We start from the raw sequence: 26,586 nt of genomic DNA, 5'->3' as shown, positions 1-26,586 counted from the left end.
CATCCACGCCGGTCGTTCGGCGGACGCCTGAGATGAATGTAGACGATTTCGACTTCGAACTGCCGGCGGAGCGCATTGCGCTTCGCCCGGCGGCGCCGCGCGACGCCGCGCGCATGCTGGTGCTCGACGAGGCCGGCACGCGCGACGCGGTGGTGACCCACCTTCCCGACGCGCTCCGCCCGGGCGACCTCTTGGTCTTCAACGACACCCGCGTCATCCCCGCCCAGCTGGAGGGCCGCCGCGGCGAGGCACGCATCGGCGCCACCCTGCACAAGCGCGAGGGGCCGCGCGCCTGGCGCGCCTTCGTGCGCAACGCACGGCGGCTGCGCGACGGGGACGTGATCGACTTCGGCGCCGGCGTGTCGGCGACGGCGGGCGAGCGCGGTGACGACGGCAGCGTGCTGCTGGCGTTCGCGGGCGACGAGCCGGTCGAGCTGCTGCTCGAACGCGCCGGCCGCATGCCGCTTCCGCCCTACATCGCCTCCAAGCGCGAGACCGACGCGCGCGATGCCGAGGATTACCAGACGCTGTTCGCGCGCGAGGCAGGTGCCGTCGCCGCCCCCACCGCGGCGCTGCACTTCACGCCCGGGCTGATGGCGGCGCTGGAAGCGCGTGGGATCGGCCACGCGACGCTCACCTTGCACGTCGGCGCCGGCACCTTCCTGCCGGTGAAGGCCGCCGACACCGACGAGCACCGCATGCATGCCGAATGGGGCCGGCTCGACGCGGAGACCGCCGATCGGCTCAACCAGGTGCGCCGCGACGGCGGCCGCGTGATCGCGGTCGGCACCACCAGCCTGCGCCTGATCGAAAGCGCCAGTGGGGAGGACGGCATCATCCGTCCGTTCGAGGGCGACACCGCGATCTTCATCACGCCGGGCTATCGCTTCCGCGGCATCGACGGGCTGATGACCAACTTCCACCTGCCCCGCTCGACACTGTTCATGCTGGTCTCGGCGCTGATGGGGCTGGACCGGATGCAGGCGGCCTATGCGCACGCGATCGCCAGCGGCTATCGCTTCTACAGCTATGGCGATGCCTCGCTGCTGCTGCCCGAACGGCCGGCATGAGCGACCTTCGCCCCCGCCGCAGCGCGCTGTTCCTGCCGGCGTCGAACGCGCGGGCGATTGAGAAGGCACGCACCCTTCCCTGTGACGTGGTGATCCTCGACCTGGAGGATGCGGTCGCGCCCGAGCAGAAGCAGGCGGCGCGCGAGGCGGCGGTGGCGGCGGCGCGAGCAGGCGGGTTCGGCCCGCGCGAGCTGGTGCTGCGTATCAACGGTCTCGACAGTCCCTGGGCGGCCAACGACCTCGCCGCCGCCGACACCGCCCCCTTCGACGCCGTGCTGGTTCCCAAGGTGAATGCCGCAACCGACATCGACGCTGTCGAGGCGCAGATGCAGCGCGCGCCGATCTGGGCGATGATCGAGACCTGCCGTGCCATCCCCGCGCTCGGCGCCATCGCTGCGGCAGCAGAGCGCACGCGGCTCCAGGCGTTCGTGATCGGCACCAACGATCTCGCCAAGGAGATGCGCTGCCGCCTCTCCGCCGATCGCGCGGAATTGCTGCCGCTGCTGACCCTCGCGCTCGCCGCCGGGCGCGGCTGGGGACTCACGGTGCTGGACGGCGTCCACAATGCGATCGACGATGATGCCGGGTTCGAGGCGGTGTGCCGGCAGGGTGCCGCCATGGGCTTCGACGGCAAGACGCTGATCCACCCGCGCCAGATCGCCGCCTGCAACGCTGCCTTCTCGCCAAGCCCCGAGGATGTGGCGCGGGCCGAGGCGATCGTGGCCGCCTTTGCGAGCCCGGACGCGGACGGCCTGGGCGCGATCCGCCTGGACGGGGCGATGGTGGAGCGGCTGCACCTGGAACAGGCGCAACGCGTGCTGGCACTCGCGGCCCAAGGTCGTTCGGCCGACTGAACCCGGTTACGGCTGCCGCAGGTTGGACAGGCGCTCCGGCAGGCGATAGCCTCGAACCCGACAAAGCGTACGGCACGGTGATGCCGATCGCGAACGGGGGGATGCGATGCGGCCGCACGAACAGCCACGCGACGACCGGCAGCTTTCTGCCCATGCGGACACGGGGCGCATGTCGCCCGCAATCGTGCTCAGTGCGCTCGGCGCGGCATTGGGCGGCCTGTTGTTCGGGTTCGACACGGCAGTGATCTCGGGTGCCACCCAGGCATTGCAGGCGCATTTCGCGCTGTCCGATCCCGCGCTCGGCTTCACGGTCGCCTCCGCGCTGATCGGGACGGTGATCGGCTCGCTCGCGGCAGGTGCTCCCGCCGACCGGTTCGGCCGCAGGCGCATGCTGCTGGCGATCGCCATTGCCTATTTGGTCTCGTCGCTCGGCTCCGGGTTGGCGAACAGCTGGCCGGTGCTGCTGCTGTTCCGCACGCTCGGCGGCCTTGCGATCGGCGCGGCCTCGGTGGTCACGCCGGTCTATATCGCGGAGGTTGCACCAACGCGTTTTCGCGGCCGGCTGGTCGCGCTCAACCAGCTCAACATCGTGCTCGGTATCCTCCTCGCCTTTCTCTCCAACTATCTGATCGCGCGCGGCATGGACGCGGACGTCGCCTGGCGCTGGATGCTCGGGATCGTCGCGGCGCCCTCCGCCCTATTCCTGCTGGTCACCCTGCTGCTCCCCGAAAGCCCGCGCTGGCTCGTCGTGAAGGGGCGATCCGCGGACGCGCTGGACGTGCTGCAACGGCTGGGCTCCGCCGACCCGGAGCGCGAGATCGCCGCCATGCAGGGCGCACAAGTGCGCGAGCGCCAGCCGCAGCTGTTCCAGCGCCGCTATGCCGTGCCGGTCGGCTGCGCGATCGCGATCGCCATGTTCAACCAGCTCTCCGGCATCAATGCGCTGCTCTATTATGCGCCGCGCATCTTCGCGCTGGGCGGTGCCGGCACCGACAGCGCCATGCTCCAGTCGGTGGCGGTGGGCGGCATCAACCTGGCCTTCACCGTGCTCGCGCTGTTCCTGATCGATCGCTTCGGGCGCAAGCCGCTGCTCTACGTCGGCTCCCTCGTCTGCGCGCTCGCGCTGTTCCTGGTCGGCTTCCAGCTGGAGCAGCCGGTGGCGGACGGGACGCTGATCCTGGTCGGCATGCTCGGCTTCATCGCCGCCTTTGCCGTCAGCCAGGGCGCGGTGATCTGGGTCTTCCTGTCCGAGGTGTTCCCAAGCGAAGTGCGCGGCAAGGGCCAGGCGCTGGGCTCCACCACGCATTGGGTGATGGCCGCGGCGATCACATGGATCTTCCCGATCGTGGCGGGCCGCGTCGGCGGCTGGGTGTTCCTGTTCTTCGGCGCGATGATGCTGCTGCAGCTCGTCTGGGTGTGGCGCTTCATGCCGGAGACCAACGGCGTCCCGCTGGAGGAGATGCGGCTGTAGCGTCCGCGCGGCGCTTACGCTGAAGCGCTTCAGGGGCTCACAAGCAGTCGCCGCGAGGCACGCCGAAGCGCAGGAGCATGGCGTGGCCGGAATGCTGCGCGGGAAAGGCCGATCACGCCCGCGTCATTTGCGCCGTCGCGATCGTCTCAGCTTCAGGGAAGTGGAGCGGGTGAAGGGAATCGAACCCTCGTCGTAAGCTTGGGAAGCTTCTGCTCTACCATTGAGCTACACCCGCGAGGCCGTGGTCCGGCTCGGCCGCACGCGCCGGGACGCTTGCGACGGTCGGCAACTGCCATGCTTCTCATCGCCTCGTCAATGGCGATGATGGTTACCCGCACGTCTGCCCCGGGCGAGCGCCGTCTGCCCGCAGCCCCCCACCCAGCGCGAGGTCCGCCCGTCCGCGATCGGAGGCGCGCGCCGGGCATCACGGGAGCGGCCCCGTCGAGGCAGGGCCGGATCGCGCCGGACCCGCCGCCGTTTTGGAGAGGATCGCCCAGCCGCCTCGCGGCCGAGCCGGTCGCCTATTCGTCGAGCCAGCACTCGTGGCATTTGGTTCGGCCGATCTCGGCTTCCGCGCCGCAGCCGCACTGGCCCGGCTCGGGCGCGCGGAGCGCATGTTCGAAGTAGCGGCGAGGCGCGGCGAATACTGCACGCGCGACACGAAGAATCGTATCCATCCCCTATCTCCTTATTTTCTGCACGCAACTTGCCGCGCAACAAGTTGCTTGTCGAGTGGGTACTTCGCACCTCCTTCGGGTGACTGTGGCGGAGGATGTTCCGCCGGTTGAGGCACCTCGAAGCCAGCTGCGGTACTGGGGAAGCGGGGTCTCGTGCGGCCGCAGCGACTCGGCCGTGCGGCGACCACGCCTGCACCATTGGACAGGACGCGATCCCATGGAGCAATGAGAGCGATAGTGGTCGCGAACTGGCGCAGCCGCGCCAGCGGTTCAGATGCCGCCGGTCACCACCGGATATCCGGCCGCGACGAGCTGCGCTTCCAGCTCGGCGGTGCAGGCGTCGAGGAGCTGCCGGTCGGTCGCGCGGATCACGAAGTTGGCGCCCACTCGCCCCTCTCGGAAGAAGGGATAGCTGCCGATCGAGACGCCGGCGTGGGCGCGCTCCGCCTCGCGCAGCAGGTCGGCGACCTCGCTCTCCCCGACCCAGCAGCCGATGGTGGTGGAAAGCACCGGCAGCCCGCCTTCCAGCGTGCCGGTGAGCGCGTCGAGCATCGCCGCGGCGATATGCGGCACGCCGGCGAGGATGAAGAGGTTGCCGATGCGGATCCCCGGCGCGCCCGACTGACTGTTGGCGATCAGGGTCGCGCCCTCCGGCACGCGCGCCATGCGCAGGCGGGCGTCGTTGATCCCGCCGCGCTCGGCGTAATGCGCCTCCAGCATGGCCTGTGCCTCGGGATGGACCACCACGGGCACGCCCAAGGCCGCCGCTACGGCGTCCACCGTGATGTCGTCATGGGTCGGCCCGATGCCGCCGGTCGTGAAGCAATAATCGTTGCGCGATCGCAGCGCGTCGAGCGCCTCCACGATCGCCTCCTGCCGGTCCGGGACGATCCGCACCTCGGCCAGGCGGATGCCCTGAACGTTCAGCCAGCACGCGAGCTGGGCCACGTTGCGGTCCTGCGTCCGTCCGGAAAGGATCTCGTCTCCGATGACGAGCAGGGCGGCGGTCCAGGTGCGCACGGTCATGTCCCCTGCATAGCGCCCGTCCCCGCCCTCGCAAAGCGGCACCCGAGCCGTTATATCGCGGGGCATGACCGAATATGTAACCGTCTCCGCCGACACTCCCCTGGCGCGCACCGGCGCGATCAAGCTGCATGGCCCCGAAGCGTTCGAGGGCATGCGCAAGGCGGGACGCCTGGCGGCCGAGGTGCTCGACGCCGTCACGCCGCACGTGGTGCCGGGCGTTTCCACCGCCGAGATCGACGCGATGATCTTCCGCATGATCGACGATGCGGGCGCGGTGCCGGCGACGCTGGGCTATCGCGGCTATACCCATTCGACCTGCATCTCGATCAACCATGTCGTGTGCCACGGCATCCCGTCCGAGCGCGTGTTCAAGGACGGCGACATCGCCAACATCGACGTGACCCCGCTGCTCGACGGCTGGCACGGTGACACCAGCCGCACCTATCTGGTCGGCAACGTGCCGATCAAGGCGCGGCGGCTGGTCGAGGTGACCTATGACTGCATGATGCTGGGCATCGAGCAGGCGCGGCCCGGCAACCGGCTGGGCGACGTGGCGCATGCGATCCAGCAGCATGCCGAGGCGCACCGCTATGGCGTGGTCCGCGACTTCTGCGGGCATGGCGTCGGCCGGCTGTTCCACGACGCGCCGGAGGTGGTGCACGCGGGGCGCCCGGGCACCGGCCCGGAGCTCAAGCCCGGCATGATCCTGACGATCGAGCCGATGATCAACATCGGCAAGCCCGACGTGAAGGTGCTGGACGACGGTTGGACGGCGGTGACCCGCGACCGCTCGCTGTCCGCGCAATTCGAGCATTCGATCGGCATCACCGAGGACGGCTGCGAGATCTTTACGCTGAGCCCCGCGGGCTACACCAAGCCGCCGTATTTCTGAGCGGCGGCGTGTCGCTGCTTCGGCGCGCGGCGTTCCTTGCGCCAGGACAAGGGCAGCCGCGGCGAAGCCGTCCATCGCAGGCTGGCCGCGGGTCGCCGCATCCCCTAGCCTGGGCTTGTCGGCACGGGCCGAGGCTTGGGGCATGCTGGCGCGCACGCCCCGGCAAGGCGCGCCGCAACGAGGGAGATGCCAGAATGAGCGATCACAACAGCGAAGACATGGCGCGGGTCGGCACCGGGCAGCCGGTGGCGAACGCCGATCGGTGGACGGGATCGCTGACGACGCGGAGCGGCTTCACCTTCCACGTCCGTCCGGCCCGGCCGGGTGACGAGGAGCGGCTTGCCGAATTCTTCCGCCATGTCTCGGAAGACGACATCCGCTTCCGCTTCCTGATCGCGCTCGACAAGGTGGGCCACGACCGGCTCGTCGCGATGACCGCGGTCGATCATGATCGCACCGAGAATTTCCTGGCGCTCGATGACGAGGGCCGCATCCTCGCGACCGGCATGCTCGCGGCCGATCCGAAGCTGGAACGCGGCGAGGTCGCGATCTCGATCCGCACCGATCACAAGCGCCGCGGCATCAGCTGGACGCTGCTCGAGCACATCGCCGCCTATGCCGAGGCGCGCGGCATCAAGACGCTCGAATCGATCGAAGCGCGCGAGAACCGTGCCGCCATCGAGCTGGAGCAGGAAATGGGCTTCACCGCCCATCCGCTGGAGGACGATCCGACGCTGGTGCTGGTCCGCCGCACCCTCGGCTGACCTGGCCACGCCGGTGCCGCGCCTCAGGCGGCGCCGGGCACCGGCAGGCGGATCTCCGCACACAGTCCGCCGGTGGGGCGGTTCGACAGCCGGAACTGGCCGCCCTCCGCCTCCACCGCCCGCACGACGATCGACAGGCCCAGGCCGAAGCCGATCGTGTCGCGCTTGCGGGCGGCATCCAGGCGGACGAACGGCTCGAGCACCAGCGGCAGCGAGTCCTCGGGAATGCCCGGCCCGTCGTCCTCGACGGAGAGCACCACCGCATCGGCATGCGCGGCCAGGCGGATGCACACGGTGTCGGCGTGATGAACCGCATTCTCGACCAGGTTCACCAGCGCGCGCTTCATGCCCGACGGGCGCAGCCGGCACTCCAGATGGTCCGGCCCGTCATAGGTCACGTTCTGCCCGAGGTCGGCCGCCTCGTCCGCCACGGTCGCGCTCAGCACCGCCAGGTCGATCAGCACCGGCTGCTCGGGCTCGCCCTCTCCTCCGAGGAACGCGAGCAACGAGGCGATCATCGACTCCATTTCCGCAAGGTCCGAGTCGAGCGTCTCGCGAAGCTCGTCGTCCGCCACCCGCTCGGCGCGCAGCCGCAAGCGCGCGAGAGGAGTACGCAGATCATGGCCGACCGCCGCCAGCGCGCGGGTGCGATCGTCGATCAGCCTGTGAATGCGGGCCTGCATGCGGTTGAAGGCGGCGACCACGCGGCGCACTTCGCCGGGCCCCGCCTCGGACACACGGATCGGCGCGCCATCGGGACCGCTGCGGCCCACCCGATCGGCGGCGGTCGCCAGCTGGCGCATCGGCAGCAGCGTACGCCGCACCAGCAGGCCGCCGATCACGATCAGGGCGATGGCCGGGATCAGCGCCAGCAGCACCCGCTCCCATGCGAGGTTGAGCGTGCGCAGCGATTCGAGGGTGCGGAAATGGAGCCAGCTGCCGTCCGACAGGCGTATGCCCCCCGTCACGACCGAGCTGCGCCCGGGCGAGGTGAGCCGCAACCGCAGGTCCGAGGTCGCTAGCGACGGCTCCCAGTCCACCACCTGCTCACGCATCCCGTCCAGCGATGGCGAAATGCGCGCGGGGGGCGGCAGCTCCGGGCTCCAGCGCAACTCGTAGCGATCGGTGGTGAGTTCGGCCGCCATGGCTTCGCGGCGCTCGGGCGGGCTCTCGGTAATCAGCCGGCGCGCGATCACGAGATGCTCGGCGAGCCGTCGTGCCTCGTCGTCGCGGACGGCGAACTGGCTCGCGCGCTCGTACAAGAGCGTGCTGACGCCGAATTCGAGCGCGGTGGTGAGCAGCAGGATCGCGACGATGCGGCCGAGCAGGCCGAAGGACGGGTGCACGAAGCGCGCAAACCGGGTCAAGCGCGCTCCACCGGCACGTTGAGCATATAGCCGACGCCGCGCACGGTGATGATCGGCGCGCTGCCGCCGGCGCCCGAGAGCTTGCGGCGAAGGCGGCTGACCAGCACGTCGATGCTGCGATCGGAACTGTCGCCCAGCCGGGTGCGCGACAGCTCGATCAGCCGCTCGCGTGCGATCACGCGCTGGGCGTGGTCGAGCAGCACGGCCAGCAGGTCGAACTCCGCGCCCGTCAGGTCGACGACCGCGCCGGTCGGCGAAAGGGTCTCGCGGCGCCGCAGGTCGATCGTCCAGCCGTCGAAGCGGCGGAGCCCCTCCTCCCGCGCACCGGGGGGTACCTCACGGCCGCCGCGGCGCAGCACCGCGCGGACGCGCGCCAGCAGCTCGCGGGTGCTGAACGGCTTGGGGAGATAGTCGTCGGCGCCGAGTTCCAGGCCGGCGACCCGGTCGGACTCGCTGCCCTTTGCGCTGATGAAGATGATCGCCACGTTGCTGCGCTCGCGCAGCTGCCGGCAGAGCTCGATCCCGCTGGTGCCCGGAAGCATGATGTCCAGCAGCACCAGGTCGGCAGGATGCGCGTCCAGCGCCTCCCACATCTCGTCCGCTGCGGAGGCGGTACGGACGAGATAGCCGTTCTCCTGGAGCGCGCGGGCGGTCAGCGTGCGGAGTGCGGCATCGTCCTCGACGAGCACAATCGAAGGAGCGCTCATGCGGCTGGAAGATCAGGAGCGGGGCGGTTCATGGGTTCCGGAGGTAGGCAGCGGCTAGGCGTTGGTCAACGCGCCGCGGCGGGAGCGAGGACGAGGCGGCCAGCGCGACCGCCCCACCCCGCCTCCCGCTGCGGATCAGGAGTCGATGTCGCGGCGGAACGTTTCCGGCAGGAAGAGCAGCGCCACCACCAGCGTGATCGCGGCGATCACGATCGGGTACCACAGGCCGTAGTAGATGTTGCCGGTGGCCGCGACCATCGCGAACGCCGTGGTCGGCAGGAAGCCGCCGAACCAGCCGTTGCCGATGTGATAGGGCAGCGACATGGCGGTGTAGCGGATCCGCGTCGGGAACAGCTCGACCAGCAGCGCCGCGATCGGGCCATAGGCCATGGTCACCAGCAGCACGAGGAGGATCAGGATGCCGACCACCATCGGCTTGTCGATCCGCGCCGGATCGGCCGCGCCCGCCGGGTAGCCGGCGGCAGTGAGCGCCTGCTGCACCTGGGCGCCATAGGCCTTGATCGCATCGGCACGGGCGGGGCCGGTCACCGTCGCCGGGTCCACCGCCGGCAGCACCTGCCCGCCGACATGGATGCTCGCGGTCGTCCCGGCAGGCGCCACGACGTTGCCGTAGGAGATGCCGGCCTTCGCCAGATAGGCCTTGGCGATGTCGCAGGAGCTGCTGTCGAATTTGTTCTTCCCCACCGGGTCGAACTGGACCGAGCATTCGTTCGGGTCCGCCACCACCGACACCGGCGTGGTCTGCTGCGCCTCGTACAGCGCCGGGTTGGCGGCATGCGACATCACCTGGAACAGCGGATAGTAGAGCAGCGCCGACAGCGCAAAGCCCGTCAGCAGCACCGGCTTGCGGCCGATCTTGTCGGACAGCCAGCCGAAGAAGACGAACGCGGGCGTCGCGATCAGCAGTGCGACCGCCACCAGGATGTTGGTGGTGGCGCCGTCCACGCGCAGCATCTTTTCCAGGAAGAACAGCGCATAGAACTGGCTGGTGTAGAAGATCACCCCCTGCCCCATCGCCGCGCCGAGCAGCGCCACCAGCACCACCTTCAGGTTGCGCCAGGTGCCGAACGCCTCGGTGAGCGGCGCCTTGGAGGTCTTTCCCTCGGCCTTCATCTTCTGGAACACCGGGCTTTCGCTCATCTGCAGGCGGATCCACATCGACACCGCGAGCAGCACGATCGAGATCAGGAACGGCACCCGCCATCCCCAGCTCGCAAAGGCTTCCTCGCCCACCGCAAAGCGGGTCCCGATCACGATCAGCAGCGCCGCGAACAGCCCGAAGGTCGCCGTCGTCTGGATGAAGCTGGTGTAGAGGCCGCGCTTGTTGTTGGGCGCATGCTCGGCGACATAGGTGGCGGCGCCGCCATATTCGCCGCCCAGCGCCAGCCCCTGGAGCAACCGCAGCACCACCAGCGCGATCGGTGCCGCGACCCCTGCGGTGGCATAGCTCGGCAGCAGGCCGACGATGAAGGTCGACAGGCCCATGATGCCCATGGTGACGAGGAAGGTGTTCTTGCGGCCGACCATGTCGCCGATCCGCCCGAACACCAGCGCGCCGAACGGCCGCACCGCGAAGCCCGCTGCAAACGCCGCCAGGGCAAAGATGAAGCCGGTGGTCTCGTTCACGCCGGAGAAGAACTGGGCCGTGATGATCGTCGCCAGCAGGCCGTAGAGGTAGAAGTCATACCACTCGAACACCGTGCCCAGCGAGGAGGCCGCGATGACGAGCTTCTCGCTCTGGGTGGCGGGGTGGTGTTTGGGAATGTCCCCCGGTGCGGTCGCCATGTGCTGCCCCTCTCCTTCGATTCGCAAAGCGCGGCGTGGCCCTTCGTGCGGGGCCGTCACCGGGTCGGTTCCGAGCGCCGCTCGCGCCGGGGGTCCGATTGCGACCATGGTGGCGGCATTCGAATTGCGGGTCGAGCCACTTGATTGGTCGGATCGGGGAAATCGCAGGTCCGCGCGCTTGGGTCGCGCATCGCTGATCCTTCCATCCGCTCCCTTCGTCCCATTTTGGTCTTGCGCACGGGGGCGCGGGCGCGGGAGAATGGCGGGGACACCGGTCGCGCGCCGGCTCCATCGGCTCGTGGCGACATGCCCGATGGCGGCGCGTTCGAACCGTAGAGAATGGAGAGGATGATGACCCAGTCCTGCTACCCCGTGCCGGCCGAATGGGCCGAAAAGGCGCTGATCGACCAGGACCGCTACGCCGCCATGTACGAAGAGGCCGCGACCGATCCGGACACGTTCTGGGCGCGCGAGGCCGAGCGGCTCGACTGGGTGCGGTTCCCCAAGCGGATCAAGGACACCTCGTTCGAGGAAGCGGACTTTCACATCCGCTGGTATGAGGATGGTATCCTCAACGTGGCCGAGAATTGCGTCGACCGGCACGCCGCCAAGGACCCGGACCGCATCGCCATCCTGTGGGAAGGCGACACGCCGGGCGAAGAGCGCAAGATCAGCTATGCGGAGCTGAAGGACGAGGTCAGCCGCCTCGCCAACGCCTTCAAGACCGCGGGCGTCAAGAAGGGCGATCGCGTCACCATCTACCTGCCGATGATCCCCGAAGCCGCATTCGCGATGCTCGCCTGCGCGCGGATCGGCGCGGTGCATTCGATCGTGTTCGCCGGCTTTTCCCCCGACAGCCTCGCCAACCGCATCCAGGATTGCGGGTCGAAGCTGGTCATCACCGCCGACGAAGGGCTGCGCGGCGGCAAGCGGGTGCCGCTCAAGGCCAATGTCGACGCGGCACTGGAGGACGAAGCCGGCAAGATCGTCGAGACGGTGATCGTCGTCCGCCGCACCGGCGCCGAGGTGCCGATGCAGGAGGGCCGCGACCTCTGGTACGACGATGTCGTGCAGGCGGAGTCGACCGACTGCCCGCCCGAGCCGATGGGCGCGGAAAAGCCGCTGTTCATCCTCTATACCTCGGGATCGACCGGCAAACCCAAGGGCGTGCTCCACACCACCGGCGGCTATCTGGTCTGGGCGTCGATGACGCACCAATATGTGTTCGACTATCGCCCGGGCGAAGTATTCTGGTGCGCGGCCGACGTGGGCTGGGTCACCGGGCACAGCTACATCGTCTATGGCGCGCTCGCGAACGGCGCGACGACGCTGATGTTCGAGGGCGTACCCAACTACCCGGACTTCTCCCGCTTCTGGCAGATCGTCGACAAATATCAGGTGACCAGCTTCTACGCGGCGCCCACCGCCCTGCGCGCGCTGATGCGCGAGGGCGACGAGTGGGTGAAGAAGACCAGCCGCGCCTCGCTGCGCGTGCTCGGGTCGGTCGGCGAGCCGATCAACCCGGAGGCGTGGGAATGGTACTACCGCGTCGTCGGCGACAGCCGCTGCCCGATCGTCGACACCTGGTGGCAGACGGAGACCGGCGGTCACATGATTACCCCGCTGCCCGGCGCGACGGCGCTAAAGCCAGGGTCGGCGAGCAAGCCGCTGTTCGGTGTCCTCCCGCAGCTGGTCGATTCCGAAGGCGTGGTGCTGGAGGGGGCGACCGAGGGTAACCTGGTGATCGCCGACAGCTGGCCCGGGCAGATGCGCACCGTGTGGAACGACGCCGACCGCTTCTTCCAGACCTATTTCACCACCTATCCCGGCAAGTATTTCACCGGTGACGGCTGTCGCCGCGATGCCGACGGCTATTACTGGATCACCGGCCGCGTGGACGACGTCATCAACGTGTCGGGCCATCGCATGGGCACGGCCGAGGTCGAGAGCGCGCTGGTGGCGCATGCCAAGGTCGCGGAAGCCGCGGTGGTCGGCATGCCGCACGACGTGAAGGGCCAGGGCATCTATGCCTATGTGACGCTGAACGCGGGCGAGGAAGGCGACGTGGCGCTCCGCAAGGAGCTGATCCAGTGGGTCCGCCGCGAGATCGGGCCGATCGCGACGCCCGACGCGCTCCAGTTCACCCCGTCGCTGCCCAAGACGCGCTCTGGCAAGATCATGCGCCGCATCCTGCGCAAGATCGCCGAGAACGACTTCGGCAGCCTGGGCGACACCTCGACGCTCGCCGATCCGGGCGTGGTGGACGCGCTGATCGCCGGCCGGGAGGACGCCACCAAGCTGGCGGCGTGACGAACGGCGCCGCCCGTTCGGGCCGGGACTGAACCTCACCGCGGCCGCATGGCCGCGGTGGGCGCTCAGGGTACCGAGACGGGATCGCGCCGCGGGAACTGGCGCATCAGCGCGGAAGCGAGCTTGGTCGCGACCGTCGCGGGCGCATCGGCCGCACTTCCCTCCACCTGCACGGTGGAGGCGCGGCCGCTCCAGACGGGCGTGTCCCCGCCGCGCAGCAGGATGTCGACCGACAGGTCGGTCGAGACCAGGCCGCGGATCTGGCTCTTGCCCGAGGGCAGCGGCACGAACACCTGGCCCAGCGCCGCCATCGCCGGCGGATCCTTTGCCTTTGCCGCCACCGCGCCGCTCTCGGTGCGCGTGACCGTCACGCGCGCGATGTAGCGGCTGTGGCTCTCGAGCGGCAGCGAAACGAAGCGGGCGTCCGAAAGCGCGCGGGTGACCGCGTCCGTGAACAGCCGATCGGAGGCGGTGGCATCCTCGGCCACCTCGACCGCGATGGTGCCGGGCGCGACTGCGGGCGCAGGCGCCGCCGCCTGGGATTGCAGCGCGAGTGCAAGGAATGCTGCGGTCGGGATGCTCATCGTCTTTTCAACCAAGGCCGGAAGGGGCTGTCGCGCTGGTCGCACGAACCGGGCGCGAAGAACAGAGACGCCGCGACTGCCCCCCTCCCCTCAGGCCGGATCTTTTCCGAGCGGCAATCCGCCATAGCCGATCTTGAAGATCACCCGGTCGACACAGCCCGAGCGCCCGGTCGCGGACGCGGGCTTCCGCGCCGAACGCAGGACATGGATCGCCTGCTCGCCGAAATCCGCCGTCGGTTCGCTCGCCAGCACCCGCAGGTTGCCGAGCTCGCCCCAGGGCGCCACGTCGAACGCGACGACCGCCCACCCTTCGATGGCGCGGCGCGGATAGCCGTTCGGGTAGGTCAGCGTCGGCGGCGTGGCCCAATCGCCGGAATGCGGGCAGTTGCTGTCGGCGGGCCGGAGGCTGTCCTCGGAGGGAGGCGTGGGCGCCGCAAGGGTCGTCGGTGCTCGCCAAAAGGGAAACAGGCAGCCGGCGCGCGCGCCGCCCGTGAAGCGGGATTTGCGCACCGCCCGTACGGCTGCGCGGTCCAGCGCCGCACTCCCCGTGCCCTCTACCGTGCGGACATGGATCGGCCGCCCACGCGCATCCTGATCATAGGCGACCATCGTCCAGTGCTTGACGCCCGGCGTGCCCGGCAGCTTGTCGAAATCGGGATACACGGCGACCAGCGGCCGGGGCCGCGGTTCCGTGAGGCACGATGCCTGGGGCGACTGGATCCGGGCCCAGCCATCGGGCGGCAGTTCGCCCGACTGGGGTTCGAGGGAATAGGAGATCAGGTCCCCGACCGGCGCTTCCTCGGGCGACATCGCGCGCAGCGTATAGCGGATGGTGCAGTCCGCCTGCGGAGCGCCCGCCCCGAACCGGCTGGCGGCAAGCGACGGCGCGACATCGTCGCTCCACGGCGCTCCACCCCCTTCCCTGCGGATCGACAGCGTCCGGCCGCTGGCATCGATGCGGAAGCGATAGGTGAGTGCGTCCGTCGCATCATATTGGTTGCCCCGGCGAATGCTCGTGATCGGACGTCGCAGCGCCAGCGGGACCACGCTGGTGCCGCCGCAGCGCACCTCGCCCGGCATCCAGGCGAGCAGTTGCCAAGGCACCGCCGGGCGTGGCGACGGAAGCGACTGCGAAGATGCCGTATTTACGGGCAGCACCAGGCTGGCGAGCAGCAGCATTCTCTTCATGCAGCCAGTCTGCGCAGGAAAGATTGCGCCCCGCAAGTAATAGGCTCGCCGGAGTGGGCTCCTCTTATGGCGAATACTTCGGCCGTTCCTTGCCGCTCCCCTGCCAGCAGCCGGAGCATACTGACCCCGACCAAGGCCGTCGCCCTGCTCAAAAAGCGGGCATTTTCCAGGGCTGTGCCGAAAAGGCGGGCAGGATCGACAGGCGCAGCCGGATCGGGGATGCTCGCCCCCGCGATTCGTGCTCTGGCACGGTTCTTGATTGTCGGCACCTGTGTGCGTGGCCGTGTTCGGCCGGGGGGAATACGCGAGGCATGAAGAAGATCGAGGCCATCATCAAGCCGTTCAAGCTGGATGAGGTGAAGGAGGCGCTGCACGAGGTCGGCGTGAGTGGCATCACCGTCACCGAAGCCAAGGGCTTCGGCCGCCAGAAGGGCCATACCGAGCTCTATCGCGGCGCCGAATATGTCGTCGACTTCCTGCCGAAGGTGAAGCTGGAGGTGGTCGTCGAGGACAGCCTCGCCGATCGCGTCGTCGAGGCGATCGCGGGCGCTGCCCAGACCGGCCGCATCGGCGACGGCAAGATCTTCGTCATCCCCGTGGAGACGGCGCTTCGCATCCGCACCGGAGAGCGCAACGAAGACGCCATCTGACCGGACATTTCTTTCGACGCACTGCACGAAATCCGCCGCGGGGGGGCGCCTCGCGGGGTAATGGTTTTATCCAGAAAGGGCTTAGTTCCATGGCCAATACCGCCAGCACGATCCTCAAGATGATCAAGGACCAGGAGATCGAGTGGATCGATCTTCGCTTCACCGACCCCAAGGGCAAGTGGCAGCACCTGTCGATGGTCGCCTCGATCCTGACCGAGGACGAGCTGACCGACGGCCTGATGTTCGACGGCTCCTCGATCGAGGGCTGGAAGGCGATCAACGAGTCCGACATGGTGCTCAAGCCCGACCTCGACGCGGTCTATGTCGATCCGTTCTCGGCGACGCCGATGCTGATCCTGTTCTGCGACGTGGTCGAGCCGTCGACCGGCGAGCTCTATGCGCGCGATCCGCGCTCGACCGCCAAGCGCGCCGAGGCCTACCTCAAGACCACCGGCATCGGCGACACCGTCTACGTCGGTCCCGAGGCCGAGTTCTTCATGTTCGACGACGTGCGCTTCGAGAATAGCTATTCCAGCAGCTACTACAAGCTGGACGACATCGAGCTGCCGACCAACAGCGGCCGCGAATATGAGTCGGGCAACATGGCCCACCGTCCGCGCGCCAAGGGCGGCTATTTCCCGGTCGCGCCGGTCGACAGCGCCGTCGACATCCGTGGCGAGATGGTCTCCACCATGCTCGAAATGGGCCTACCCTGCGACAAGCACCACCATGAGGTGGCCGCCGCGCAGCACGAGCTGGGCCTGACCTACGGCACGCTGACCACCACCGCCGATCGCATGCAGATCTACAAGTATGTCGTGCACCAGGTGGCGCATGCGTACGGCAAGACCGCGACCTTCATGCCGAAGCCGATCAAGGAAGATAACGGCTCGGGCATGCACACCCACTTCTCGATCTGGAACGAGGGCAACCCCCTGTTCGCGGGCGAGGGCTATGCGGGTCTGTCGGACACCTGCCTCTATTTCATCGGCGGCATCATCAAGCATGCCAAGGCGCTGAACGCCTTCACCAACCCGTCGACCAACAGCTACAAGCGGCTGGTGCCGGGCTATGAGGCGCCGGTGCTGCTCGCCTATTCGGCGCGCAACCGTTCGGCTTCGTGCCGCATCCCGTACGGCACCGGCCCCAAGTCCAAGCGCGTCGAGATCCGCTTCCCGGACGCGATGGCCAACCCCTATCTCGCCTATGCGGCGCTGATGATGGCCGGCCTCGACGGCATCCAGAACAAGATCCACCCGGGCGAGGCGATGGACAAGAACCTGTACGACCTGCCGCCGGCAGAGCTCGCCCAGGTGCCGACCGTCTGCGGTTCGCTGCGCGAGGCGCTCGACAGCCTGGAAGCCGATCACGACTTCCTGCTGAAGGGCGACGTGTTCTCGGCCGACCAGATCGAGGCCTATGTCGAGGTCAAGCGCGGCGAGGTCGCCCGCTGGGAAATGACCCCGAGCCCGGTCGAATTCGACATGTACTATTCGGCCTGATCGTCCACACGATCGCCAAGCAGGAGGGGCGTCCGGAGCGATCCGGACGCCCCTTTTGCGTCGAGGCGGCAGCACTGCGACGCTTGCCCCCGCGCCATCGCGGGGCCAGGAAGACGACATGCCAACCCCTCCCCATTTCATCGACGGCCATTGGGTCGAAAGCCGCGGCGGTCGCGCCGCGCAGGTACGCGATCCCGCGACGGGCGAGGTCTGTGTTCAGCTGACGCTGGGCAGCGCCGCCGACGTCGACCGTGCGGTGGCGGCCGCGCGGCGGGCGTTCGACGGGTTCTCCCGCACCAGCGTCGCCGAACGCGCCGCGCTGCTGGAGGCGATCCTCGCCGCCTACGAGGCGCGGCTGGACGCCTTTGCCGCCGCCATGACGCGGGAGGTCGGTTGTCCTGCGAGCATGGCGCGCGATGCGCAAGCCATGTCCGGCGTCGACCACCTCCGGGCGACGCTTCGTGCCCTCGGCGAGGTGCAATGGGAGGAACGCCGCGGTCGCCACGCGATCCTGCGCGAGCCGATCGGGGTCGCCGCACTGATCACCCCGTGGAACTGGCCGATGAACCAGATCGTGGCCAAGGTCGCGCCCGCGCTCGCCGCCGGCTGCACCATGGTGCTCAAGCCCTCGGAAGAAGCGCCGAGCTGTGCCGCGTTGTTCGCCGAGGTGATGGCCGAGGCGGGGGTACCGCCAGGCGTGTTCAACCTGGTCCAGGGGGACGGCGTCACCGGCGAGGCGCTTGCCGGGCACCGCCATGTCGAGGTGGTGAGCTTCACGGGTTCCACCCGTGCGGGCATCGCCGTGGCGCAGGCGGCGGCCCCCACGGTCAAGCGGGTCCACCAGGAACTCGGCGGCAAGGCACCCGCGCTGGTCCTGCCGAGCGCCGATCTGGAAGCGGCCGCGCGCGCGACCGTTGGCAGCGTTACCTTCAATTCCGGGCAGAGCTGCCTCGCCCCCACTCGGCTGCTGGTCCCCGCCGCGCAGCAGGAGGCGGCGATCGCGATCGCGCGGCAGGCGATGGCGGCGGTCCGGGTCGGCGATCCGCGCGAAGCGGGCGATCACATCGGCCCGCTGGTGAACCTGGCCCAATGGCAGCGTGTCCAGCAACTGATCGCAAGCGCCCTCGCCGAGGGCGCGACCCTGGAGGTGGGCGGCCTCGGCCACCCGGAAGGCTTCGAGCGCGGCTTCTACGTGCGCCCGACGCTTTTCTCTGGCGTTACCCCGGACATGACCATCGCGCGTGAGGAGATCTTCGGACCCGTCGTGACGGTGATCGCCTATGCGGACGAGGAAGACGCCGTCCGGATTGCCAACTACACCGACTATGGCCTCTCCGCAGTCGTGTTCGGCGCGCCCGAGGATACCCGGCGACTGGTCCCCAGGCTGCGCGCGGGCATGGTCTATGTGAACGGCGGCGTGCCCGATGCCGACATGCCGTTCGGCGGCTACAAGCGGTCCGGCAACGGCCGCGAATATGGCGCGCACGGCATTGCGGAATATCTGGAGGTGAAGTCGGTGCTGGGCTGCGGCTGAGCCGGCCCCGCCCTTCTACTCCACCAGCGGCAGGGTGAGGACAAAGCGCGCACCTTCCCCGAGCGCACTGTCGACCACGATGTCACCGCCCATGGCGCGGGCGAGCCGCCGGGCGATGTAGAGGCCGAGGCCGCTTCCGCCCTGCTCGCTCGGGTCGACCCGCTCGAACTTCTCGAAGATGCGGGCCTGGTCCTCGGGCGCGATGCCCTTGCCCTGGTCGGCCACGATGACGCAGGCGATCTGCCCTTCGCGCTCCAGCCGCACCCACACGGTGGCCCCCGGCGGGGAGTAGCGCACCGCATTGCCGATCAGGTTGACCAGGATCTGGAGCGCGCGACGGAATTCGCCGCGTGCCGCCAGCGTCTCGTGCGCGCCCGGCCGGTCGATCGTCACCCCGGCCCGCTCCGCCCGCACCGCCAGCAACCCGGCCGCGCGACGGGTCACGTCGGCCAGGTCCAGCGACTCGACGGCGATCGCGAAGTCCGGGTCCTCGACCGCCTGCACATCCTCCAGGTCGTTGACGAGGCCCATCAGGTGGCGGCCGGCACTCGCGATGTCGCCGGCATAGTCGGCATAGTCCTGGAGCAGCGCCCCGTCCGCCTGCGCGCTGATGCTGTCGGCATGCGCCACGATCTGGTCGAGCGGCTGGCGCAGCGCCGCGCGCAGCCGCTTGCCGAAGTTCTGCGGCAGGCCCTGCGGCTCCGGCTGCGCCTCGGGCGCGTCCGGCTCGACGGCATGGGCCGCGCCGATGAAGCCTGCGAAGCGCCCTCCGGCGTCGGTGCGCGGCACGCCGGACAGCAGCACCGTACGCCCGGTATCGCGCAGCGTCGCATATTGCCCCTCGAACGGCTGCTGCGACGCCATCGCGCCCAGCATCGGGAAGCCGCCCTCGCCATCGTCGGTCAGCTGGAACAGCCAGGTGAGCGGGCGGCCGAGCACGTCCGTCGCATCGAAGCCGAAGCGGGTGCCCGCGGCGGGCGAGACATAGGTCAGGTGGAGCCCGCTATCGGCCTCCCAGCGCCAGTCGGCATCGAGCGCCAGCAACTCGGCGGCGTCGGCCTCGTCGTGCGTCCCCTCGCCGTCGCCCGGAAGCCCCCAGGCGCCGACCGTCAGCCGCAGGCCGTCGCCCTCCGGCTCCACCTGCACCCACAGCTCGACGTCGTCCTCGCCATCGGCGACCAGGATCTTGCGCGCGACATCGATGCCCAGGCGGAGGCTGATGCGCACCAGCTCCGCCATGGCGGGAACCGCGATCGGCTGGCCGGGCTCGCCGCCGGCACGGGCGTTCAGCCCCGCCAGCCGCGGCTCGGCATGGCGCAGCCGCCCGTCGGCATCGAGCATCGCGGAAGCCGGCTGGTGGTAGCGATCAAAGGCGCTCATGCGCCCGCTCCATCGCCCAGCGCGAGCAGCGCGGTGCGATAGCCGGCGGGAAGCGCCATCGCCGCCACCGCCCGCCAGGCCGCCTGCAGCGGCACCGCGGCGACTTCGTCGATCAGGTCGGCGAACGCGTCCAGGTCCCGTGCCGGATCGGCCTCGCACAGCGCAAAGCCGATGCGCGCCAGCGTCTCGCGCGGCAGGTCGAGCGCACGCAGCAGCATGCAGAGCGGCGCCGGATCGCGCTCCAGCACCAGGTCCCGCACCGCCCGGGTGCCGAGCCCTCCCGCGTCCGCGACCAGCGCCACCACCAGTTCGAGCCGGCGGTCGGAAAGCGCCTGTTCGATCAGTTCCGGCAGCGTGGCCACATCGCGGCGCAGCGCGCGTGCAAGCCGGGCTGCGGCCGGCGCCTCATTGTCTTGCCCGCGCAACTGCTCCACCGCCGAGATCAGCGCGCGGTCGAGCAGCGCGATCTCCTCCGGATCGGTCGCATTCTGGCGCAGCGCCGCCGCGATCGGCCAGCACAGCTGCTGGAGCGTCGCATACTCGCCGCCGCTGCCGTGGAGCAGCAGCAGCTTGGCGGCCTCGGCAATCAGGGCGTCGTCGGAATGGGCGAGCCGCGCGAGCAGGCTCGGCTGGTCGGGGTTGAAGGGCGCGCGAACCGGAAGCGCGGCGGCAAGCAGCGCCAGCCGCGTTTCGGCCAGCAGTTCGGCAAGCAGCGTCTCGTCCCACAGCGTCGGCACCGCGGCAAGCCGATCCCAGACCTGTTCGGCCTCGCCCCGGATCCGTGCGGCCAAAGCCGGCTCGGCCGCGGCGTCCAGCCGCGCGGCCGCCACTTCGGCCAGCCGATCGGCGGAGGTGCGGACCAGCCGCTCCAGCCGCTCGGACAGGGCGGCGCGGGTGCGATCGTCGAGGGGATCGGTCGGCGGCGCGAACAACGCGGCCACCGGCGGCGCCGCCCGCACCTGCGCACGCATGCCGCGCGCCGCCGCATGGGAGAGCAGCGCTGCGGGATCGGTATCCATCTGGGTCGAACGGGCGGCCATGCACCCTCGCCTAACGTGCGGTCGTTAAGACCGGCCTAAGCCTTGTGACGGCTGGCTTCAACCGCCGCGGCAAGGCTGACGACCGCGTGCAGCGTCGCAAGGGCCAGGCCCAGCGTCGCCAGGCCCAGCAGCGCGAACGGCGTCAGCAGCAGCACCTGCGAGGCGGCGCTCGCATACCATGGCCGCGGGCGCACCGGCACGCGATCGGCCACGGTGTTGCTCGCCACCCCCCACAGCGCCAGCACGAACGGCGTCGCATGCCCCGCGGCCAGCGAGGCGATGATGCCGAGCAGCAGCGCCGAAAGCACCGCCAGGAGGAGGATGCCCTGTTCCTGCTGGCTCGCGCGGACATTGTCGCCCCGCAGCCAGCTGAGCAGCGACCCGGCCGAAAGCAGGATCACCGAAAGGAGCGCGAGGAGCATGCCGGGCGCCGGATGCCCCAGCCCCAGCGTCACGAGCGCGAGCAGCCCCGCGCCCCCGCCCGCCACCGCGGTCGCCCAGGCGGGCACCTCGCGCCGGACGAGCTGGGGCAAAAGGAAGCGCGTGATCGGGGTGAAGAACCAGCGGTCCGCCCAGCCGGTGCGCTGGTTGGCAAGCGCCCCCAGCACGTCGTTGCTGCGCCCGGCCAGCACCTGCGCATCGCGCTCCACGCCATGACCCGATCGGCGAGCGGAGGCAGGGAGCGCGACGTGGCGGGCGCCCGCCTCCACCGCGATCCGCAGCACGGTGGACTGGAAATCATATTCGCGGGGCAGCGCCGCGACTTCGGCGAGCCGCTGCGCCGAAAGCGTCGCGACGCCTGCCCAGCACTGGCCGCGGTCGAGCCGCTCGACCGCGCCGCTCGCCTCCGCCTCGGGCGTCACCAGGATCGCGTCGGGCGCCTCGCCGGCCATCGCGTGCAGCATCGTGTCGGTGGTCACCAGCCCGTCCGCGATCACGACGACGGTGGCGAGCGGATGGATCTTGGCGGACGCTTCCTCGGCGGAGCGGACGATGTCCACCGTCACCTCGCGCTTGGCGATGCGGCTGACGGCGCCCAGCAGCGCGGGCGTCACCCGTCCCACCGCTACCACCATCTGCCCCACGCCGGCTGCGGCGAGCAGCCGCGCCTGATATTCGATCAGCGTCATGCCCCCGAAGGGCAGCGTCGCGGCGAGCGTGCCGGCGCGCCCCTCGGCGTCCTCGGTCGCGAAAATAAGCCCTGCAAGCATGGGCATCGGGTTAGGCGGGCGCAGCGGCGCTGCCAAGAGGCGCAGGACGCGCAAATGCGCCGGAAATCGCATCTTCTCGACTTCGCGGGCGCCGAGCGGCTAGGGAGGCCGCGCAAACAGCAGAATGATCGAGCGATGACCCAGTACAACTCCGACCTCCTCCGCCTGCTCGACGGGCGCGGCTATATCCACCAGGTGACCGACGCGGCGGCGCTCGATGCGCTTGCGGCGAGCCGAGTGGTGCCGGGGTATATCGGGTTCGATCCGACCGCGTCGTCGCTCCACGTCGGCCATCTCGTCTCGATCATGATGCTGCGCCAGCTGCAGCGCGCCGGCCACAAGCCGATCGTCTTGATGGGCGGCGGCACCGGCAAGATCGGCGACCCGAGCTTCAAGGACGAAGCGCGTAAGCTGATGACGGAGGAGACGATCCAGGCGAACGTCGCCTCGATCAAGCGCGTGTTCGAGCGCTTCCTGACGTTCGGCGACGGGCCGAGCGACGCGATCATGCTCGACAATGCCGAATGGCTCGACAAGCTCGAGTACATCCCGTTCCTGCGCGACATCGGCCAGCATTTCTCGGTCAACCGGATGCTGAGCTTCGATTCGGTGAAGATGCGCCTGGACCGCGAACAGTCGCTGAGCTTCCTCGAATTCAACTACATGATCCTCCAGGCATACGACTTCCTGGAGCTGTCGCGCCGCGCCGGCTGCCGCCTGCAGATGGGCGGATCGGACCAGTGGGGCAACATCGTCAACGGCGTCGACCTGTCGCGCCGGGTCGACGGCACGACGGTGTTCGGACTGACGACGCCGCTGCTCACCAACGCCGACGGCACCAAGATGGGCAAGTCGGTCGGCGGCGCGGTGTGGCTGAACGAGGATCTGCTGTCGCACTTCGACTATTGGCAGTTCTGGCGGAACACCGACGATCGCGACGTCGGCACCCGCCTGCGCCTGTTCACCGACTTGCCGCTGGACGAGATCGCCCGGCTGGAGGCGCTCGAAGGCGCCGAGATCAACGAGGCGAAGAAGATCCTGGCCGACGCCGCGACCGCGCTCTGCCGCGGTGCGGATGCAGCGGCCCAGGCGGCCGAGACCGCGCGCCGCACCTTTGAAGAGGGTGCTGCCGGGGATGCGCTTCCCACGCACCAGCTGGCGGAGGGCAGCATCACCGCGGTCGACGCGCTGGTGGCGCTGGGGCTTGCCGCTTCCAAGGGCGAGGCACGCCGGCTGATCAAGGGCGGCGGCGCCCGCGTCGACGGCGAGAAGATCACGGATGAGGCGATGCAGATCGCCGTATCGGCACCGGTGCGCCTGTCCTCGGGCAAGAAGCATCACGGCATCCTGCTGCCGGCGGCGTGACGCCGGCACGCTAGCGGCAAAAGCTGTCGTATCCCTGCGCTGGCAGGAATCCAGGGCCGAGCAGAGCAACCGCGGGTTGCGCTCGTGACCCTGGGCTCCTGCCTTCGCAGGAGCACGAAGCGCGCCCCCTTCCTTCTTCGTACCCCGGCGGAGGCCGGGGCCCAGGTGGGGGCGGCTGCGAGGGTGCGGGCCTTCACTACGGCCTTCCCAACTGGACCCCGGACTCCGCCGGGGTACTGAGATCAACCGTCGCCGGGGATACGAGAAAAGGCGGTACCTCCCCGAGACGGTGCCAAGTACCGCCCGAGCATCCATCCTTCCCCATCCCCGCCAATGCTGATATCCATTCGCCGCAAGGGGGCGCCATGGACGAGAAGTTCAGGCAGACGACGGCGGGGGCGGTCGAGCCGTCGCACGTGCGCGACGAAGTACAGTTCGAGGCGCGGGGCTTCGGTCCTGCGGCCGAGGCGCTGCAACTGCGCGTCCTCAACATCTCCTCGCACGGCCTTTCCGCGACCACCGACCTGGCGTTCCAGCCCGGCGACCGGCTGCGGCTGATCCTGCCGGTAGTCGGCGTGATGGGTGCGGACGTGCGTTGGGCCAAGGGCAAGCGCTTCGGCTGCGTGTTCGACCTGCCGATCGACCGCGCGAGCTACTACGAACTACTCGCCGCCGTGCTGGAGCCGCTGCCGCCCTTCGATCCTCAGCCCGAGCGCAGCAGTCCCACGGCAGCATCGCGCTCGAACAAGTAGAGCGCCAGCCGCGCCGCCTCGCCGCGCGGGCCGTGCAAGCCGCCGTCGCGGTCGACCAGCAGCCGGGCGTCGCCGTTGGCGGCCGGCATCAGGTCGTCGAGCATCTCTGGTGTCGCCAGGCGGAACTGCATCTCGCCCGACTGGCGGGTACCCAGGATCTCGCCCGCGCCGCGCAGCCGCAGGTCTTCCTCGGCGATGCGGAAGCCGTCGTTGCTCTCGCGCATCAGCGCCAGTCGCGCGCGGGAGGTTTCGCTGAGCGCATTGCCGCGCAGCAGCAGGCACCGCGAGGTCCCCCCGCCCCGTCCCACGCGCCCGCGCAGCTGGTGGAGCTGGGCGAGGCCGAAGCGGTCCGCCGCCTCGATCACGATCAGCGTCGCGTTGGGTACATCGACACCGACTTCGATCACCGTGGTCGCCACCAGCACGCCGGTGCGCGCCGCCTGGAAATCGGCCATCGCCGCGTCCTTTTCGGGCGCCTTCATGCGTCCGTGGACGAGCCCGACCTTCTCGCCGAACCGCTGGCGCAGGCCCTCCGCGCGCGCCTCGGCGGCGGCGAGGTCGCTCTTCTCGCTCTCCTCGACCAGCGGGCACACCCAGTACGCCTGCCCGCCGTTCGACAGGTGGCGCGCGAGCGCGTCGACCACCTCGTCCAGCCGATCCTCCGAAACGACGCGCGTCTCGATCGGCTCGCGGCCGGGCGGCATCTCGTCCAGGCGGCTGACGTCCATCTCGCCATATTGCGCGAGCGTCAGGGTGCGCGGGATCGGGGTAGCGGTCATCACCAAGAGGTGCGGCGGGCGCTGCGCCTTCGCCTGGAGCATCATCCGCTGGGCGACGCCGAAGCGGTGCTGCTCGTCCACCACCACCAGCCCCAGGTCGCGATAGCCGACACCTTCCTGGAAGATCGCGTGCGTGCCGACCAGGATGTCGATCGAGCCGTCGGCCAGCCCCATCAGCGTCGCCTCGCGCGCGCGCCCCTTGTCGCGGCCGGTCAGCACGGCGACATTCACGCCGATCGGCTGGAGCAGCCGGGTCAGCGTCTCGCCATGCTGTCGCGCCAGGATCTCGGTCGGGGCGAGCAGTGCGCCCTGCGCCCCCGCCTCCACCGCGATCAGCAGCGCCATGATCGCCACCAGCGTCTTGCCGGAGCCCACGTCGCCCTGGAGCAGCCGCAGCATCGGCTGCACCTGCGCCAGGTCGCCCTCGATTTCCGCGATCGTCCGCGCCTGCGCGCCGGTCGGCGCATAGGGCAGCTGCAGCCGCGCGCGCACGCTGCCGTCGCCGGTCAGCGGCCGGCCGCGCTTCGCCCGCGCCTCGCCCCGCACCAGCAGCAGCGCGAGCTGGTTGGCGAATACCTCGTCATAGGCGAGCCGCTGGCGCGCCTTGGCATCGGCCGGGTCGGCGTGGATGCGAGCCAGCGCCTCGCGCCAGCTCGGCCAGCCGCGGGTGGAACGCAGGCTCGGCTCTATCCATTCCGGCAGTTCGGGCGCCCGCTCGATCGCCTGCTCGACCAGCCCCGCGACCCGCCGCGAGGTGAGCCCTTCCGACAGCGGGTACACCGCCTCGCGCTCCGGCAGGCCACTCGCTTCCTCCAGCGGCAGCACCTGATCGGGGTGGACGATCTGGAGTGATTGGCCATAGGTCTCGAGCTTGCCCGACACCCGCTTGGGTTCGCCGAGCGGCAGCAGCTTCTTCACCCAGCCGGCATTGCCGCCGAAATACACGAGGCTGACGACATTGCCGGCCGCATCCTGCGCCTGCACCCGCGTGGGCCCCCGCCCCGCGCTCAGCCGATAGTCGGTCGGCGTCAGCGTGATCGCGATGATCCGCCCCGCGTCCGCCATGTCGAGCGTGTCGCGCGGCAGCCGGTCGACCCAGCCGCTCGGCAGGTGAAAGGCGACGTCGATCACGCGCGACAGGCCCAGCCGGTCGAGCGGCTTGGCCATGGCGGCACCGACACCCTTCAGAGCGGTGACCTCGGCGAACAGCGGATTGAGAAGTTGGGGACGCATGACTATCTGCTGCCCCTACCGCGTTTCGGCCCGTGTCGGGAAGCGGCGTCGCACTGACTCGCCGACGGCCGTTCGCGTCCGCCGGCTCCTTGCCGTTGGAGATCCCATGGACCGCGAAACCCGTCTCAAGCGCCTGCGCTTCCGCGCCTGGCACCGCGGCACCAAGGAAGCCGACCTGATGATCGGCGGCTTCTTCGACGCGCACGGGCAAGGCTGGAGCGACCAGGAGATCGCGTGGTTCGAAACCTTCCTGGAGGAGCAGGACGTCGACATCATGGCCTGGGCGATGGGAACCCAGCCGGTGCCGCCGCAGTTCGGGGGCACGGTGATGGCCGCGCTCAAGACCCTGAACTACGTGCCGATCGCCCGCTGAAGGGCCATCCCGCCTTCCCACGTCCCAGACCGAACGGAACGCCCGCGCCCG

General features: G+C 69.6%; 23 protein-coding genes and 1 tRNA gene. 12 read left to right on the top strand and 12 right to left on the bottom strand.

The window, feature by feature from the left end:
* Positions 1 to 32: 32 nt before the first annotated feature.
* From queA to ABDZ92_RS14615, 3 genes are all read left to right on the top strand, one after another.
* Entirely contained in the window at positions 33 to 1,070 is a 1,038-nt protein-coding gene (gene queA / locus ABDZ92_RS14625; RefSeq protein ID WP_125960424.1) for a tRNA preQ1(34) S-adenosylmethionine ribosyltransferase-isomerase QueA, read from the top strand.
* A complete protein-coding gene (locus tag ABDZ92_RS14620; protein ID WP_125960425.1) occupies positions 1,067 to 1,924 on the top strand; it encodes an HpcH/HpaI aldolase/citrate lyase family protein in 858 nt (285 codons plus the stop codon). Before queA ends, ABDZ92_RS14620 begins: the two co-directional genes overlap by 4 nt.
* Positions 1,925 to 2,030: 106 nt before the next feature.
* Positions 2,031 to 3,395: a sugar porter family MFS transporter gene (locus ABDZ92_RS14615; protein WP_125960426.1), complete on the top strand. Its 1,365-nt coding sequence runs from the start codon at positions 2,031 to 2,033 to the stop codon at positions 3,393 to 3,395.
* A gap of 161 nt (positions 3,396 to 3,556) precedes the next feature.
* Here ABDZ92_RS14615 and ABDZ92_RS14610 read toward each other — a convergent pair.
* From ABDZ92_RS14610 to ABDZ92_RS14600, 3 genes are all read right to left on the bottom strand, one after another.
* Positions 3,557 to 3,630 (bottom strand) — tRNA-Gly (locus ABDZ92_RS14610).
* 286 nt (positions 3,631 to 3,916) lie between these two features.
* On the bottom strand, positions 3,917 to 4,072 hold the full coding sequence (locus ABDZ92_RS14605; RefSeq protein WP_164521236.1) for a hypothetical protein: 156 nt from the start codon (positions 4,070 to 4,072) through the stop codon (positions 3,917 to 3,919).
* A gap of 270 nt (positions 4,073 to 4,342) precedes the next feature.
* Positions 4,343 to 5,098: a competence/damage-inducible protein A gene (locus tag ABDZ92_RS14600; RefSeq protein ID WP_125960427.1), complete on the bottom strand. Its 756-nt coding sequence runs from the start codon at positions 5,096 to 5,098 to the stop codon at positions 4,343 to 4,345.
* 64 nt (positions 5,099 to 5,162) lie between these two features.
* Between ABDZ92_RS14600 and map the strand changes: the two genes are divergently transcribed.
* Positions 5,163 to 5,990 carry a type I methionyl aminopeptidase gene (gene map, locus ABDZ92_RS14595; RefSeq protein WP_125960428.1) on the top strand — a complete coding sequence of 276 codons (828 nt, stop codon included), beginning with the start codon at positions 5,163 to 5,165 and terminating at the stop codon, positions 5,988 to 5,990.
* A gap of 194 nt (positions 5,991 to 6,184) precedes the next feature.
* Positions 6,185 to 6,754 (top strand): GNAT family N-acetyltransferase, encoded by a 570-nt coding sequence (locus ABDZ92_RS14590; RefSeq protein WP_239435380.1) that lies wholly within the window; start codon positions 6,185 to 6,187, stop codon positions 6,752 to 6,754.
* Between the two features lie 23 nt (positions 6,755 to 6,777).
* Here ABDZ92_RS14590 and ABDZ92_RS14585 read toward each other — a convergent pair whose 3' ends face one another.
* From ABDZ92_RS14585 to ABDZ92_RS14575, 3 genes are all read right to left on the bottom strand, one after another.
* Positions 6,778 to 8,121, bottom strand: a complete 1,344-nt coding sequence (locus ABDZ92_RS14585) for an ATP-binding protein (protein ID WP_241211805.1) — start codon at positions 8,119 to 8,121, stop codon at positions 6,778 to 6,780.
* Complete coding sequence (locus ABDZ92_RS14580) at positions 8,118 to 8,828, bottom strand: response regulator (RefSeq protein WP_125960429.1); 711 nt, start codon at positions 8,826 to 8,828, stop codon at positions 8,118 to 8,120. The genes ABDZ92_RS14585 and ABDZ92_RS14580 overlap by 4 nt, the downstream gene beginning before the upstream one ends.
* Positions 8,829 to 8,963: 135 nt before the next feature.
* A complete protein-coding gene (locus ABDZ92_RS14575; RefSeq protein ID WP_125960430.1) occupies positions 8,964 to 10,634 on the bottom strand; it encodes an MFS transporter in 1,671 nt (556 codons plus the stop codon).
* Positions 10,635 to 10,985: 351 nt separating this feature from the next.
* Here ABDZ92_RS14575 and acs point away from each other — a divergent pair, with 351 nt between their 5' ends.
* Entirely contained in the window at positions 10,986 to 12,944 is a 1,959-nt protein-coding gene (gene acs, locus ABDZ92_RS14570; protein WP_125960431.1) for an acetate--CoA ligase, read from the top strand.
* Between the two features lie 65 nt (positions 12,945 to 13,009).
* Here acs and ABDZ92_RS14565 read toward each other — a convergent pair whose 3' ends face one another.
* Both ABDZ92_RS14565 and ABDZ92_RS14560 read right to left on the bottom strand, forming a co-directional pair.
* Positions 13,010 to 13,528 carry a hypothetical protein gene (locus ABDZ92_RS14565; protein ID WP_125960432.1) on the bottom strand — a complete coding sequence of 173 codons (519 nt, stop codon included), beginning with the start codon at positions 13,526 to 13,528 and terminating at the stop codon, positions 13,010 to 13,012.
* A gap of 90 nt (positions 13,529 to 13,618) precedes the next feature.
* Positions 13,619 to 14,716: an energy transducer TonB gene (locus ABDZ92_RS14560; protein WP_125960433.1), complete on the bottom strand. Its 1,098-nt coding sequence runs from the start codon at positions 14,714 to 14,716 to the stop codon at positions 13,619 to 13,621.
* Between the two features lie 311 nt (positions 14,717 to 15,027).
* On the opposite strand from ABDZ92_RS14560, the gene ABDZ92_RS14555 reads away from it, so the two are divergent.
* From ABDZ92_RS14555 to ABDZ92_RS14545, 3 genes are all read left to right on the top strand, one after another.
* Complete coding sequence (locus ABDZ92_RS14555) at positions 15,028 to 15,366, top strand: P-II family nitrogen regulator (protein WP_125960434.1); 339 nt, start codon at positions 15,028 to 15,030, stop codon at positions 15,364 to 15,366.
* Positions 15,367 to 15,455: 89 nt separating this feature from the next.
* Positions 15,456 to 16,868 carry a type I glutamate--ammonia ligase gene (glnA, locus tag ABDZ92_RS14550; protein WP_125960435.1) on the top strand — a complete coding sequence of 471 codons (1,413 nt, stop codon included), beginning with the start codon at positions 15,456 to 15,458 and terminating at the stop codon, positions 16,866 to 16,868.
* A 118-nt stretch (positions 16,869 to 16,986) separates the two neighbouring features.
* Positions 16,987 to 18,402 (top strand): aldehyde dehydrogenase family protein, encoded by a 1,416-nt coding sequence (locus ABDZ92_RS14545; protein ID WP_125960436.1) that lies wholly within the window; start codon positions 16,987 to 16,989, stop codon positions 18,400 to 18,402.
* 15 nt (positions 18,403 to 18,417) lie between these two features.
* Here ABDZ92_RS14545 and ABDZ92_RS14540 read toward each other — a convergent pair whose 3' ends face one another.
* Genes ABDZ92_RS14540 through ABDZ92_RS14530 form a run of 3 tightly spaced genes read right to left on the bottom strand, consistent with a single transcriptional unit; the run spans position 18,418 to position 22,033 of the window.
* Positions 18,418 to 19,782 (bottom strand): PAS domain-containing sensor histidine kinase, encoded by a 1,365-nt coding sequence (locus ABDZ92_RS14540; protein ID WP_241211806.1) that lies wholly within the window; start codon positions 19,780 to 19,782, stop codon positions 18,418 to 18,420.
* Positions 19,779 to 20,822 carry a DUF2336 domain-containing protein gene (locus ABDZ92_RS14535; RefSeq protein WP_125960437.1) on the bottom strand — a complete coding sequence of 348 codons (1,044 nt, stop codon included), beginning with the start codon at positions 20,820 to 20,822 and terminating at the stop codon, positions 19,779 to 19,781. Before ABDZ92_RS14535 ends, ABDZ92_RS14540 begins: the two co-directional genes overlap by 4 nt.
* A 35-nt stretch (positions 20,823 to 20,857) precedes the next feature.
* Positions 20,858 to 22,033, bottom strand: a complete 1,176-nt coding sequence (locus tag ABDZ92_RS14530) for a hypothetical protein (RefSeq protein ID WP_164521237.1) — start codon at positions 22,031 to 22,033, stop codon at positions 20,858 to 20,860.
* Between the two features lie 135 nt (positions 22,034 to 22,168).
* Between ABDZ92_RS14530 and tyrS the strand changes: the two genes are divergently transcribed.
* On the top strand, positions 22,169 to 23,398 hold the full coding sequence (tyrS, locus tag ABDZ92_RS14525; RefSeq protein ID WP_125960439.1) for a tyrosine--tRNA ligase: 1,230 nt from the start codon (positions 22,169 to 22,171) through the stop codon (positions 23,396 to 23,398).
* 365 nt (positions 23,399 to 23,763) lie between these two features.
* A complete protein-coding gene (locus ABDZ92_RS14520; RefSeq protein ID WP_125960440.1) occupies positions 23,764 to 24,150 on the top strand; it encodes a PilZ domain-containing protein in 387 nt (128 codons plus the stop codon).
* Here the strand turns inward: ABDZ92_RS14520 and recG are convergent.
* Positions 24,102 to 26,162 carry an ATP-dependent DNA helicase RecG gene (gene recG, locus ABDZ92_RS14515; RefSeq protein ID WP_125960441.1) on the bottom strand — a complete coding sequence of 687 codons (2,061 nt, stop codon included), beginning with the start codon at positions 26,160 to 26,162 and terminating at the stop codon, positions 24,102 to 24,104. The two genes, ABDZ92_RS14520 and recG, sit on opposite strands and share 49 nt — an antisense overlap.
* A gap of 106 nt (positions 26,163 to 26,268) precedes the next feature.
* Between recG and ABDZ92_RS14510 the strand changes: the two genes are divergently transcribed.
* A complete protein-coding gene (locus ABDZ92_RS14510) occupies positions 26,269 to 26,535 on the top strand; it encodes an FAD assembly factor SdhE (RefSeq protein WP_125960442.1) in 267 nt (88 codons plus the stop codon).
* Positions 26,536 to 26,586 lie beyond the last annotated feature (51 nt).

The organism is Sphingomonas molluscorum, assembly GCF_039522995.1.
Classification (GTDB): domain Bacteria; phylum Pseudomonadota; class Alphaproteobacteria; order Sphingomonadales; family Sphingomonadaceae; genus Sphingomonas; species Sphingomonas molluscorum.
Note: the sequence above shows the minus strand (reverse complement) of the source record. Positions and strands in the feature narration are given on the sequence as shown.

What these genes read in the sequence shown, in the direction of transcription:
- queA (WP_125960424.1), top strand. Translation starts at nt 33, where the DNA reads ATGAATGTAGACGATTTCGACTTCGAACTGCCGGCGGAGCGCATTGCG.
- ABDZ92_RS14590 (WP_239435380.1), top strand. Translation starts at nt 6,185, where the DNA reads ATGAGCGATCACAACAGCGAAGACATGGCGCGGGTCGGCACCGGGCAG.
- ABDZ92_RS14600 (WP_125960427.1), bottom strand. Translation starts at nt 5,098, where the DNA reads ATGACCGTGCGCACCTGGACCGCCGCCCTGCTCGTCATCGGAGACGAG.
- ABDZ92_RS14605 (WP_164521236.1), bottom strand. Translation starts at nt 4,072, where the DNA reads ATGGATACGATTCTTCGTGTCGCGCGTGCAGTATTCGCCGCGCCTCGC.
- ABDZ92_RS14545 (WP_125960436.1), top strand. Translation starts at nt 16,987, where the DNA reads ATGCCAACCCCTCCCCATTTCATCGACGGCCATTGGGTCGAAAGCCGC.
- ABDZ92_RS14555 (WP_125960434.1), top strand. Translation starts at nt 15,028, where the DNA reads ATGAAGAAGATCGAGGCCATCATCAAGCCGTTCAAGCTGGATGAGGTG.
- ABDZ92_RS14575 (WP_125960430.1), bottom strand. Translation starts at nt 10,634, where the DNA reads ATGGCGACCGCACCGGGGGACATTCCCAAACACCACCCCGCCACCCAG.
- acs (WP_125960431.1), top strand. Translation starts at nt 10,986, where the DNA reads ATGACCCAGTCCTGCTACCCCGTGCCGGCCGAATGGGCCGAAAAGGCG.
- ABDZ92_RS14565 (WP_125960432.1), bottom strand. Translation starts at nt 13,528, where the DNA reads ATGAGCATCCCGACCGCAGCATTCCTTGCACTCGCGCTGCAATCCCAG.
- ABDZ92_RS14580 (WP_125960429.1), bottom strand. Translation starts at nt 8,828, where the DNA reads ATGAGCGCTCCTTCGATTGTGCTCGTCGAGGACGATGCCGCACTCCGC.
- ABDZ92_RS14615 (WP_125960426.1), top strand. Translation starts at nt 2,031, where the DNA reads ATGCGGCCGCACGAACAGCCACGCGACGACCGGCAGCTTTCTGCCCAT.
- ABDZ92_RS14535 (WP_125960437.1), bottom strand. Translation starts at nt 20,822, where the DNA reads ATGGCCGCCCGTTCGACCCAGATGGATACCGATCCCGCAGCGCTGCTC.
- tyrS (WP_125960439.1), top strand. Translation starts at nt 22,169, where the DNA reads ATGACCCAGTACAACTCCGACCTCCTCCGCCTGCTCGACGGGCGCGGC.
- map (WP_125960428.1), top strand. Translation starts at nt 5,163, where the DNA reads ATGACCGAATATGTAACCGTCTCCGCCGACACTCCCCTGGCGCGCACC.
- ABDZ92_RS14560 (WP_125960433.1), bottom strand. Translation starts at nt 14,716, where the DNA reads ATGAAGAGAATGCTGCTGCTCGCCAGCCTGGTGCTGCCCGTAAATACG.
- ABDZ92_RS14540 (WP_241211806.1), bottom strand. Translation starts at nt 19,782, where the DNA reads ATGAGCGCCTTTGATCGCTACCACCAGCCGGCTTCCGCGATGCTCGAT.
- recG (WP_125960441.1), bottom strand. Translation starts at nt 26,162, where the DNA reads ATGCGTCCCCAACTTCTCAATCCGCTGTTCGCCGAGGTCACCGCTCTG.
- ABDZ92_RS14620 (WP_125960425.1), top strand. Translation starts at nt 1,067, where the DNA reads ATGAGCGACCTTCGCCCCCGCCGCAGCGCGCTGTTCCTGCCGGCGTCG.
- ABDZ92_RS14510 (WP_125960442.1), top strand. Translation starts at nt 26,269, where the DNA reads ATGGACCGCGAAACCCGTCTCAAGCGCCTGCGCTTCCGCGCCTGGCAC.
- glnA (WP_125960435.1), top strand. Translation starts at nt 15,456, where the DNA reads ATGGCCAATACCGCCAGCACGATCCTCAAGATGATCAAGGACCAGGAG.
- ABDZ92_RS14530 (WP_164521237.1), bottom strand. Translation starts at nt 22,033, where the DNA reads ATGCTTGCAGGGCTTATTTTCGCGACCGAGGACGCCGAGGGGCGCGCC.
- ABDZ92_RS14520 (WP_125960440.1), top strand. Translation starts at nt 23,764, where the DNA reads ATGGACGAGAAGTTCAGGCAGACGACGGCGGGGGCGGTCGAGCCGTCG.